Source organism: Psychrobacter piscatorii (assembly GCF_043641605.1).
GTDB lineage: Bacteria > Pseudomonadota > Gammaproteobacteria > Pseudomonadales > Moraxellaceae > Psychrobacter > Psychrobacter piscatorii_C.
The window spans coordinates 89,807-102,618 of sequence record NZ_JBHZRK010000002.1 but is presented as its reverse complement, the minus strand read 5'-3'; the positions used below and the strand labels follow the sequence as shown (position 1 = coordinate 102,618).

Genomic DNA, 12,812 nt, shown 5'->3' with positions numbered 1-12,812 from the left:
TAAAGCTTGCTCTGTCTGAAACGCTCCCTGATTCTTAAGGGATTAAGACTACTGTAAGTACTGCTTGACTGCTTCTGGTGTGTCTGAAACGCTCCCTGATTCCTAAGGGATTAAGACATCCAAATCGATGTGACCTCGCAATCCGTGTTGGTCTGAAACGCTCCCTGATTTCTAAGGGATTAAGACTCTATAGGGTTGCGGATTTACATCATTACTTTAGTCTGAACAGATGATTCCAAACTTTCTCTACATCAAGTCATAGCAAAACTCATAAAATATAAAAAAGGACACAACGTCATCGTTGTGTCCTTTTTTATGCGTATAAATTCTTTGAGACTGCTTAAAGTTGCTATATCGGATAACATATCTATTGATAATTAAAATAAGGTTGACTACTATTGTTTATTTAATTAGCTATGTCTATTAGTTGTATTTCATAAATATATTGTGGATTGCAAATAGCGTTTATACCTTACGATGAGATTGAAATGAAAAAAAACAATAGAGAAGTGACAATGATATTGGGTCTATGTGCAGCGTTTGGCGCAAGTAGTGCAACCGCCGGCTTGCAAGCCTTTGAATTAGAGAATACGGAGCAACCTCAGTGTGGCTACAAAGATGACAGAGGAAAAGTCATCGTACCTGCAAAATATTATAGCTGCGGTGGCTTCTCTGAAGGTATGGCTCGTGTCGCGCTCATGAAAATGGGAATGGTAAAAGGCTATGACGGCGGTGAGGACTACGAAGACTATCTGTACTGGCAAGGCTATATTAACGAAGGGGGCAAATTAGTCATACCTGTTGAGCATCAAGCACCGATGACTGGTGGCTATTACATTGATTTTCGAGATTTCCAAGAAGGGATGGTAGCCGCATACAAAGACGGTAAATATGGCTATATGAATCAGGCAGGGAAAATGACCATACCTTACTTATATCAGAGTGCCGGTGATTTTAATGATGGGCTAGCAGTGGTGAGTAAAAATGATAAATTTGGAGCAATTGATAAAACAGGTAAAACAATCGTACCGTTTAAATTTAACTGGCTAGATGACTATTCAGAAGGATTGGCCAGATATAACACATCTACATTGGGTGATGATGAGAGCAAAACAGGCTTTGTGGATACCACTGGCAAAACAGTGATAGCAGCCAAATGGGATGAGGCGATGGAGTTCTCAGAAGGACTGTCTGCTGTCAAGATTGGAGACTATAGAAGTGGTAAATGGGGCATCATTGATAAAACAGGTAAGGTCGTTGTCTCACCAAAATATGACATGGCTTATATAGAGCCAATGGGGGATGCGGTAGATATCGATGGTGGCCGCTATGAAAATGGGAAGCTCGATGTCTATAACCTAAATACTAAAAGCGCTAATGCTTATGATAACGGCTATGACAGTATCACGCGCTACACATTAGACCGCCAAGGTAAGGTGCTTTCTAAAAAAACCTATGTGGACTGGAATGAAATAGACCAAGAACGCTATCCGCAAAACGATTAGTGAGCCTTGAATTAAATATCATAGACTATGTGATAATTGATATTTGATTCAAACTATAATCAGCCGAAAGACTTAACTAGCCTATAGCAATATCGTTTTTAAATACTCTTTAAGGAATTGTAATGTCATTAAGTAATAAACTATTTATCAGTCCATCTGTTGTTATTGAATCTATGCGGGACAACGGTTATAAGAATACAGCCTATGCTGTAGCTGAATTAATAGATAACAGCATCCAAGCTGCTGCTACAGAAGTCTACTTTGTTGTATATGAAAAACAGATACAAAATATTGATGGTTCAAAAGGCGGGAAGCAAATTGATAAGATCGCAATTATCGATAATGGTAGTGGTATGCCACCTGAAATCTTACATGCAGCATTAGAGTTTGGCGCTTCCGAGAACCGTAAAGATTCAAAAGGCATGGGCAAGTTTGGAATGGGATTGCCAAACTCAAGTATTTCACAGTGTAGAAGAACTGATGTTTATAGCTGGCAACATGGTAAACCAGCTTATACCACTTATTTGGATATTAAAAAAATTCAAGAAGACAAGCAGGAACATATCCTATATCCGCATCGAACTGAAATTCCTGATTATTTATCATTACCTTTTGAAGGAGGTGTTTCTAATTCTGGTACAGCAGTAGTTTGGAGTGATTTAGATAAGTTGCATTGGAAGACTTCTGCAGCACTACTACGAAACACTCAAGATATTATCGGCAGAATGTATCGCCGTATGATAAATAATGGCGATGTTAAGGTAATTTTCCAAACCTATTATATGACTGATGATGCTTTATTTGGATCTGAATATATATTAGATAATAGCACGTCTTTTGTTGCTAATGATCCTTTACAGCTCATAGCTAATACCACTCTTAAAGACATCAAAGACTACCCTGAAGAGCTTAAAACAAAGCCTGCTTTCAAAACGGCCTTTTCTGATAGCTTCGAGATATCTTTGAATAATGGTAAAAAAGGAATGGTAACTATCACTTCTGCTATGATCTCTGATGAGTTGGTTGAAAAGCTCCGAGAATCGACGACAGGATATATTGGTAATACTGATATAGGTAAAAAGTTAAAGAATAATATTGGTCTGTCGATCATGCGTGCAGGTCGAGAGCTAGATTTGATAGAGAACTTTAAAATCTTCGATGATAAACGTAAAGACCGATGGATGGGCGTAGAAATTGAGTTCGAGCCAGTGCTAGACGATTTCTTTGGTGTGACTAACAATAAGCAGTCTGCTAATAAGATTAAACCTATTGATATGCAAGATATTATGATCCAACAAGGTTGTAATGAGCCAACAGAAGCGTTGGATTTACTCGAAAGACAAAATCCTGAGGATGCTCAACTTGTAAAATGTTTAAATAAAATTATTTCAGCATTTGAGATGTCGTATCGTAAAGTAGACGCTATCAACCTAGCGGGCCTGAAGCACCATAGCGTAGAACATCATAGAATGAAGACTGATAGTGTAAATCTGAAGGCTACTTATGTTAATGAGAAGAGCAGTCAAAAAAGAGGTGGAATTGATAGGTCTCCTACTAAAGAAAGCCTAGAAGAAAGCTTTAAAGACTTAACTGATAAGGGGTTGCTATCTAAAGAAAAAGTGCCACAAATGATTGAAGAGATTTTAGAAAATAATCTGCGGGTCAAGTTTGAAGAAATAAACCTGCCATTTGATCAGTTTTTTGATGTAACTGTAAGCGACGGGTTTATCTTAATTGAAATCAATCCAGAACATACTTTTTACAAAAACTTTATCCAAAATGCTACTGAAGAGAATAAAGACTTACTTAAGCTAAGTTTGGCTGCTTGGGGGCATATGGAGTCAGAAGCAGTCTCATCAGATAGAAGAAGGCAATACGAAGTGGTTCGTCAAAACTGGGGTCAATTCCTCTCTGAATATATGGCAATGGATGAGCAGTGATATACACCATAGTAATCTCAGCTTTACCAGTAACAATGCTAGATTTTATCTTACTTAGAAGCAAAAGCCTGATAGCAGCTCATAAATGAGAAAGGATAAAACATAACTGTTGTGTCCTTTTTGAGGCCTATAGAGGCTTACTATTATGACTGCTTCTTTTGATCATTGTTCTTTAAAAAATACTCCTTCGATCGCACGAGTCTTTGCAATTACCTTTCAATATAATGCCAGTAAGGTGGTCTATAGATAGACATTTGAGCAGGCGGAGAACTTTAAGAGGCATAGAGTGGTTTAGCCATACTTATATATCATTTAATATGACTTCTTTGAATTTGAAAATGCTGTAACGATAACTCAATGCTGTTGGGTATGGTTGTTTGACTCAAGTAAATCAGCCTCTAATATAGTCGGGGAGGTCCACAAAGTCTAAATCATATTTTTAGATATATATAAGCTATGTTTTTGGAAAAGTGTATTATCAAATGATTTTATTTACATATCAATGCGACACTGAGTGACGCAAGTATTTTTGAATGTGTTTATTTATTGATTGAAATACTATAAATTCTATATTACTTATTTTTTGTTTACTAATTTTGGAGAAAAATATGAAACTAGGATTCAGTGACATAAAGGCTTTAGCTGAGCAAGGCCATTCGGATGCTCAATATGATGTCGGTGTTATATATGAGGAAGGTAAGAGTGCCTCTCAGAATTATACTAAAGCAGTTGAGTGGTATACCAAGGCAGCTGAGCAAGGCCATTCGGATGCCCAATATAAGTTAGGTATTATGTATAGACTAGGTCAGGGCGTTGATCAGAATTATACTAAAGCCCTTGAGTGGTATACCAAAGCAGCTGAGCAAGGAAATAGTAAGGCAACTGAATGGTTCAAACGAATGGAAAAGTTATCTAAAGAGAATACTGCTCGAGATCAATTCATCCAAGCTGAGGCTTACAAGGAAGGTAGGGATGGCATTCCAGATTATACCAAAGCATTTGAATGGTATGCCAAAGCAGCTGAGAATGGTCGTGCTGACGCGCAGTATAATTTAGGCATCATGTATGAGAAAGGCCAGGGTATTGATCAGGATATGACTAAAGCAGTTGAGTGGTATACCAAGGCAGCTGAGCAAAGAAATAGAAACGCACAGTATAATTTAGGCATCGTGTATGAAAAAGGTCAGGGTGTTGATCAGGATATGACTAAAGCAGTTGTGTGGTATACAAAAGCGGCGAAGAATGGTCATATAGATGCTCAAGAAACTTTATTTTGCAAGTATGAAGAAGGCAATCCTATTGTTATTGAAAACTCTTATCAAGTTTACCATGTGTTTTTAGAAACAGCACGTAGAGGATACAACAGAGCTATTAAATGGTTGATTTCACTCGCTCAACACCGAAATATAAGCGCTCAATTAACTTTAGCTGGTATGTATGAAAGAGGGCAGGGTGTTGTTCAAGATTATACTAAAGCGTTTGAATGGTATACCAAAGCAGCTGAGAATGGGAATGCTGATGCAGGAATAAAGTTAGCTGATATGTATAAAGATGGTATAGGTGTTACTCAAGATTATACTAAAGCATTTGAATGGTATAGTAAGCCAGATCACGTTGATATGTATCCCGCTCAATACAACTTAGGTCTTATGTATGAAAAAGGTTTAGGTGTTGCTCAGGATATGGTTAAGGCTAAAGAATGGCAGGCCAAGGCAGCTGCAAACGAAATTCCTTTTTAAAAATCCTTCAAGTAAGAGATAGTTCGCCAGTCTGAAAAGCTGTAGAGACATTCTAAATATATTTGAGCATTAGCTATTAAGGGTTAAAAAATGGCAATAAGAAATCATAACGATGGTAAGTACATAGCTGATACAGCTCACAATCGTAATATCATACGTTCTGGCCAATATTCTAATCCTAATTCTAATGCAAATAATGGGTACTATTCACAAAGTTACTATGTAGGCTCGTCTACAGGCTCATCATTTGCAACATCTACAATGTTAATAATATTGGTGCTTCTCTTTTACATTGAGACTATGCATCTTATAACGCCATATTTGGTAGATCGTAGTAACTACGAACTTCCTTATAAACTGATTGCATGGTTTTATGATTATACTATTGTTGTCCCATACCAATCTGTCTATAAAGTATGGTACTGGTTAGCAAGTTTAGAATTAACATCTACTAATGGAATTAACTTGTCTATTACTTGTGTTGGAACTGCTCTCTACGGCTATGTATTATTTCTTCTTTATAGACTGGGGATTGATATAGTAACGGAAATTCTCCGGTATCGTGTTACTCGTATCTCTCCTCGCGTTGCAGCATGGTTGCTGTTCCTGACGCCTGCATTGGCTCTCATTTGGTACATCCAAAAAGATCAGATTCTCTACCTAATTTTTTCTCTTAAAACCTTAGTCTAAAACTCGCATTATAGTTTTCTGTATGACCTATTTAGCTATTTCTAGCTCATTTTAAATACTGAGCTAGTGGAATGCTACCAACAGACGCCAGAGAAATAGCAGGGAGAGCATCTCATGCTAGAGCCTAAGATGCCTTCATACTGACAAAATATATTGTATAGGCCATAAGAGTAATTCTAGGTTGTGAAAAGTAAGCAGTAAAGTCTTAATTACACAGTTATTAAAATGATTCGAATAGATAGAATGTGCTAAAAGAGTACTTCTAGTGTCATCTATTAGAGAGGGAGAGGAGACTAAAGGTGTCACAGACCAAAATATTGGCTCAACTACAATTAATGAAGAACCATAAAGGTACTTTTTATGCCGATATTGAAGTAGACGGTCAAAAGCTTTGTGCCTATTTATCTAATAAAGTAATAGAAGGTGGAAAGCTTTATACATCTCCTTTAGAAGGTAGCTACTATTGGGCTAGTATTAATTTGAGTAATGGCAGTGCCTTTATTAATCAATTGCTGCCTTTGTCTCAATACAATGAAGAGACTTCAGGACTTGAATACCACTGTTATTGTCAACGGCTTGAAGATGGTCGTATTCATTTGATAACAGAGCAGAGCAATAACCATATTGTATTGCCTAAAGGTTTGGCATTTTCCTGGTTGTATCGAATATTTTATAACAGTTCAGTGGTGGTCACTTTTACTCATAAAAACGAGGATAGAGATAGCGGATTTATCATTCAGCAGTGGCACACAAAAGATCCTATATATACTGATAAGGGTGTTATCACCAACATTCGTAAAAAAACTGATGATCCAAATCTGTATTTAGCCGACTATTACATTAATAAAAGAGCGTTTTTGCCCATTATTTTCCATGATGTCGAGATGAAGAAGCTAGGTGTCGACAGTGTTACTGAACAGGCTGTCCTAGCAGCAAGTATCGTGTTTAACGATAAAGACTATAGAAATAAAGTTAGCTTATTAGTGAGTCCTGAGCAATTGCTAGCAATGCAAAATCAACCAACAGCAAGCTTAACTTATGTTGGAATCGATTTGATAAAAAAAGAGGATAAAATATATAAGTTATACAGATTTGTTACACAATTTGTTGAAGGTATTAGTTTGAGTGCATCTGCTTGGCAGTCAGAGCTTGAATACTTTATTAAAGATGTCTCCGCTCTACAATCAAAAGACACGGTCAAAGTGCATTTGATTCTTCATATGAACGAAGAATGGTGTAATTTTAGACTTCCAGTTGCTGCCAAAGATGAATACAACGAGCAGTTCCGATGTGTATTAATGACGTCTTTAGATAATGAAGGTATGGCGCTATTGGAAACAATAAAGCCGCCACATGATCGAGTGTTTTTGCCAAGAAGTGAGCTAATAAGAAAAGGAATTTATGCGATTCATTCGGGTACTGATTTTGATTTACGCATTAAACGGGAAGGGTTAAAAGAACCTTGGCGGATTAAAGATATAGATAAAGGTTTATTTATAGGGATAGACAGTGATAAACCGTATAAAGCTCATTGTAAAGTTGTCAATACTTGGAGCCGATATGATAATTATCCTAATTATGTAATGAAGATTGAGCGCAGTCAAAAAAACTATGCATTCAACAACCATGCTATCGCCTGGGTACGTAGCGAATATATAGATCTAGCACTTATTATTCCAAAGGCGCTGTTAATAGCGCGGGGTTTTCGTACGCTAGATTCTGGTCAAAAGCTGTCGGTAGTTTTTAAAGAAATCATATTTCCAGTATTCACCACTGAGGTCAATCGCATATTGTGCGCGGATGATTTGCAAGATAGTGAAGAGAACCAAGGTGGTGTTGGGGCGGGAGAGAGTGTTACTGTTTTGGCAGAATATATTGAACAGCTACCTGATCATATCGGTAAAAAACCACCGTATAAAACTACACCTAAATATGGTTTTTCCATCATAGAAAGTGATGATAGCGCTATTTTTACTGATTGGAAGCATCAAATGAGCCAAGTTAATGAGCCAGAAAAATATCGCTATAAGGTACGTACTGAAACATCGAAGTGGGGAATTGAGGTTAAAGAAATTATTTCAGCGAGTATAAAATGAGCAAAACGTTACAAGTGTTTTATGAGCAAATGAACTTTGATTCGATGAGGAAGCTATATACGCTCGAGCGTATCCCGCTTTCTTTTTCAGACGATATAGAGTCTTGGGCGGCGATGCTTAGCCAACCATTCGACCTGAAAAGCCTGGCATCGGCTAATTCGAACCAAGTTTATTATGTGCTATTAGAATTTGTGAAACGTGGAGCGCCCAAAGGTTATGGAGTCTTGGCAATCCCAGTCACTCTCGATGTGCCTGAGGATGGGCAGGCTGGCGTCTATTTATTACCAAATATAGCTGAGACAATTACCTTAAACGCCGAGTACTATCTAGGAGAGCATAATCAAGAGAGTCCTGAAATACAGTTAAATGATAGCTCCTTATCTTATGAGGATTTGTCATATTCGTTACAAGTAGGAACCTCTCCAACCTGGTTCAATCAGGCATGCCAATATCTGTATACAAGCTGTCAAGTTGATTCATTACACGCCTTGCGTGAGAAAATACAAAGGCAGCTTAAAGGTCAAGAGATAGAACCGATGTTGTCTTTGGTCGTAAAGCCCGATGATGGCGCTAAGAAACAGTTGATACAATTATATGAGAGCTTGTTATCTGATGGCGCTCAGACTTATCAACATACTGCTTTATCTAAGCTACTGTCAGTTTATGATGTTGATTCAGTGAATACTCAAGCATTAGATTTTACGGCAGATGATTTATATAACGATCTATTGACTACAGCTCAGGACAACTATGATCCAGATATACCCTATTTATTAGGTCATATGGATACTCAAAAAAGTAGTGATCATCCAATCTCATTAAAACATAACCGTGAGTTATTCCCACTAGACAATACCCAGCGCCATGCTTCGCTAGCAGCAGCTTATTTAGATAAAAATTATCAAAACAATAATAGCTATGGTCGAGTGTTAGCGGTTAATGGCCCACCAGGCAGTGGTAAGACCTCAATGCTTAAAGCAGTGGTTGCGCACTATGTGGTAAAAGCGGCGTTGCTTAGAGAACCCTGTCCTATCATTGTGGCAAGCGGTGCGACTAACCAATCGGTAAAAAATGTTACCTCTGCCTTCCCTAATGTGGTGCAAGATGATAATGATGAGTATCTACTTGAGTACCAGCGCTGGATTCCACATTGCCCAACTTACGGTAGCTTTTTTGCTTCACAAGATGCTGAGCGCAAGTTAAGCCAGAAAGAAAAAGAGCAAATCCCAATCTTAAGTATCGTGGGACCAAGTAAACCGTATAACTTTGAGTGGAAAAATGTGGGGGCGGAGCTTAATGACTTGCATGCCAATAATAAGTTAGCCAACTATTACCTAAAAAAGGCTAGGGTGTTTTTTGGTCAACAAGGGCTATCAGCCCCAACTGATATACAGCAAGCCGTTGATGGTTTGCATTATTTATTGTCTTTAACTTATACCAAGATGGCAGAGGCATTGAACAGCGCCAAAGCGCAACTTTTTTCAGACAATGCTGATTTGGATAAAGTATTTCCGTTATATCAAGAAGAAAATCACCTGCCAGCCTTAAAAAACACTCGTGAAGACTTAATTAAACTTTATAAATATAATGACATAAAGGTTTATGAAAAAGTATGCCGTGAAATAATACGCGATGAAGCTATTGAACCCGAGCATTATCCAGTTGTATTGCGTCGAGCAGCGCTCAACTTGTTGATCGAGCAATGTGTTGATTTAGAGTACCGCACCCAGCTGTTTCATTTAGCTGCTCGCTATTGGGAAGGTCAATTTATCATCGATCAAGCATCTCATTTGCATTTTTCACGTACCGAAGACAATATAATCGCAGGCTTGCGGCGTGTATGTATGATAACGCCTGTAATCATCTCAACTACTAACCGCCTGCCAGCCTTACTTAAGATTATGAGTTATCCGAAAGGAGCGACCCAAACAGATTATGTGTATGGAGGTATCGACTTGCTCATCACTGATGAGTCGGGTCAAGCGACTATTATGAATGCCTTGCCATTAGCATCTTTGACCAAGCGTTTAATGTCTGTGGGTGATGTATTGCAATTGGCACCAGTGATTGATACGCAAAAAGATGTCTCCCCATTTGATGAGTATCTAATTTGGTTGAAACACGGCTATTCACCAAAGCAGATTGCCTCCTTATTTAAGCAGCAACTATCGGTATCGCATGGTAGTTTTTTGCATGTGGTACAGGAGAGATCTAGCTTAAACTATCAAAGTAAAGGTTTTATGTTGCGAGGGCATTACCGCTGTTATCGAAATATTATTGACTACTGTAATCAACTGGTATATGAAAACAAGCTGTTTTATATTCCACCGTTAGATAAAGACCGTAAAGATGAAGATTTACCAGCAATGGCTTATATAGAGTCAACAGGGTCTTCTAGCAGAGGGCAAGGTGGTTCATCTAAGCAAAACAAAGATGAAGCTGAAATGATTGCTCGGTTGGTTGTTGATAAGTACAGCGTTTGGCAAGCACTGTTAAGAAATAAAGCAGACAAAACAGATAGACCACGTCTACAGGATATGGTTGCAATTATTACTCCGTTTAATCAGCAGCCAAGTTGCATACGTGCCGCTTTAAAAGCTGAGAATAGAGCCCGAGGTACTGTTATTCCAGAAAAAGAGATTGCTGAGACCATCATCAATACCATTCATACGCTGCAAGGTGCCGAAAAAGATATTATTATCTACTCTGGTGTACAATCTCATGATGATGGCGAAACCCTATTTTTTGAAGATCAACCGTACCTTTTAAACGTGGCAGTCTCTCGTGCTAAACAGTCGTTTATTGCGTTTCTATCACCAAAAATATATAAATTGGACAACCTTAAAGCCATTGAAAACAAAGAGTTTCACACAACCAATTCTATACATTATTTAGGTTGGTACATGGCCAGATTTGGTGTGCGTCTCTTCCCAAACTATCTGTTTATTGTTGAAGCGCCGGGTAAGATAAAGTCGCTTAAAAAAATTTTGAAAAGTGACTATATTGTGCATGCCACAGGTGGTGCAATTACCAATATGGATCTTGAAGATGCCTCGGTAGAGGTGGCAAGCCAGCAGCTACGTCCGCAATATGAATTACTGCCCAATGGAGAAAGAACGCTAGAAGTAATATTAAAGCAAGGTCCACAAGTCAAAAAAATATACGTAGCGACTGATGATGATAATGTTGGTGAGGCTATCGCCTGGCATTTGCATCATGCTATCAAACAGCGTGCGCCCCAGCTTATAGAAAAGTTTGAACGAGTGGCATTACGGTCAATAACTGAAGATGGGGTATGTAAAGCGCTTAAAAATTCAAGAAAGATTGATCAAAATATGGTGTCTGCTGAAGTTGCCCGACAAGTTATCGACCGCTGGTTGGCGCAGTATATGTGGACGTTGCTAGCAGAACATTTACCCTATGGACATGCTGGTCGCCAAGGTATGGGGCGAGTAAAGGCTGTAATATTGGATTTAATAGCACAACATGAAGCAAGCGTAAAGCGATGCAAGTCGACTACTTTGAAAGTTAAGTTAATAGTGAATGGGCGTGAAGTAATGGGGCAGATACCAAACGTGCCCGCTTCTTATCTAAAAAAGGTAGCAGAGAGCATTGAAAAAACGGGTAAACCTATCACAGCAAAAAACATTGAGAAATACACACTTGTTGATATTCAAAGTGATATGGTTGAGTATGAGCCTTTTAGCCGCTCAACGCTTGAGATTATATCATTAGCTTGGCAAAAGCACCGCATGATGCCCGCAACAACCATGCGCATATTACAGCAGCTTTATGAGGGAAATTCATGACAAATAGCGCCCACGATGATATCTCTGTTATAGATCAAGATGCATTAGCACATATTCACAAGGATGATGAGCGCAAACTATTTACACTTATTAAAGAGATGCAAGACAGCGAGAAATTAGGTGCCGCTCAATTTATGCGCCAAAAGATACAGCTTGAATTTGAAACGGTAAAAGAGGAAGAAGATAACCTTATTATTGCACTACAGACTAATATGGCAGTAGAGAAAGGCTGGCTAGACACGCCTTTAGGCGTACTCTTTAATAGTGGTGATGGTGAGCAGTCCAATTGTTTGTCAGAAGAAGATATTAAAGCTATTGAAAATGGCAACTTTACTATGGAGCTGTCTTTGCAGGATGAGACCAAAGCCTTGTCACTGACTAAGCTATTAGAAAATATGGATATCTTTGAGGTGGGCCGTCCATCTACAGCGGCATCAATTATCGAAAGCCTAATGCACGACAGTGAGCTGATAAATATAGTAAAAGAAGGTGATAAGGTAGAGATGACCGAGCAGGGGCGTGAGACTTATGCAGTATTGCAAAAACACTTGGGCGATGTGGCTACTTTGGATTGGAATAGTCACTTTATATCGCAACTAAACAAAGTCGAATCTGGTGAAATACCACCAGACACGCCTATCTTCGCAGTATTCGAGAGGCTATATGGTAAAGAGGAGAGAGAGTCTTTGCAGTATCTAAGCTGGACCAATCCTGACGATTTGTATCAAGGACCTGATATAGACGCTCATGAAGACAAAGCGACCATTGGGAAAATAGCCATTGAACGCAATAATAAGCAGTTATAGTCGTGGGCTATATTACTTACCCTCGCACGAGCGGCTCAAAAAAAGACATCAAGCGTGCGCAAGCTATATTGGTGTTGATTGAACAATTATTGCTTAGCTTTAATCCTAACGATTTAAGCTTACTGCTAACTCTCGTCGCGAGAATTGGCTGGGCTAATTTACCACCATCGCTTCGCAATAAACTATTACAGCTTCTTTATTACGATTTATTTAGGAGAATCAACGCA

Annotated in this window: 7 protein-coding genes and 1 CRISPR repeat array (1 of these 8 cut by a window edge); all 7 genes read left to right on the top strand. The window is 38.5% G+C overall.

The features are described from left to right. Positions 1–186: direct repeats of the CRISPR family, unit length 36 nt; unit sequence GTCTGAAACGCTCCCTGATTCCTAAGGGATTAAGAC (it extends 611 nt beyond the left edge of the window). Positions 187–488: 302 nt separating this feature from the next. The 7 genes from ACHUET_RS02845 to ACHUET_RS02815 all read left to right on the top strand — a co-directional run bounded on the left by ACHUET_RS02845 (position 489) and on the right by ACHUET_RS02815 (position 12,585). Next, positions 489–1,505 (top strand): WG repeat-containing protein, encoded by a 1,017-nt coding sequence (locus tag ACHUET_RS02845; RefSeq protein ID WP_394210497.1) that lies wholly within the window; start codon positions 489–491, stop codon positions 1,503–1,505. Between the two features lie 122 nt (positions 1,506–1,627). Beyond that, positions 1,628–3,445, top strand: coding sequence for an ATP-binding protein (locus tag ACHUET_RS02840; RefSeq protein WP_394210496.1), 1,818 nt, complete (start codon positions 1,628–1,630; stop codon positions 3,443–3,445). A 608-nt stretch (positions 3,446–4,053) separates the two neighbouring features. Continuing rightward, positions 4,054–5,184 carry an SEL1-like repeat protein gene (locus ACHUET_RS02835; protein ID WP_394210494.1) on the top strand — a complete coding sequence of 377 codons (1,131 nt, stop codon included), beginning with the start codon at positions 4,054–4,056 and terminating at the stop codon, positions 5,182–5,184. A gap of 90 nt (positions 5,185–5,274) precedes the next feature. After that, the gene (locus tag ACHUET_RS02830) at positions 5,275–5,874 is read left to right on the top strand and encodes a hypothetical protein (protein ID WP_394210492.1); all 600 of its coding nucleotides are present in this window, start codon (positions 5,275–5,277) and stop codon (positions 5,872–5,874) included. A gap of 299 nt (positions 5,875–6,173) precedes the next feature. Continuing rightward, positions 6,174–7,970, top strand: coding sequence for a hypothetical protein (locus ACHUET_RS02825; protein ID WP_394210490.1), 1,797 nt, complete (start codon positions 6,174–6,176; stop codon positions 7,968–7,970). Continuing rightward, on the top strand, positions 7,967–11,779 hold the full coding sequence (locus ACHUET_RS02820; RefSeq protein ID WP_394210489.1) for an AAA domain-containing protein: 3,813 nt from the start codon (positions 7,967–7,969) through the stop codon (positions 11,777–11,779). Before ACHUET_RS02825 ends, ACHUET_RS02820 begins: the two co-directional genes overlap by 4 nt. Then, on the top strand, positions 11,776–12,585 hold the full coding sequence (locus tag ACHUET_RS02815) for a DNA topoisomerase (RefSeq protein ID WP_394210487.1): 810 nt from the start codon (positions 11,776–11,778) through the stop codon (positions 12,583–12,585). Before ACHUET_RS02820 ends, ACHUET_RS02815 begins: the two co-directional genes overlap by 4 nt. Positions 12,586–12,812 lie beyond the last annotated feature (227 nt).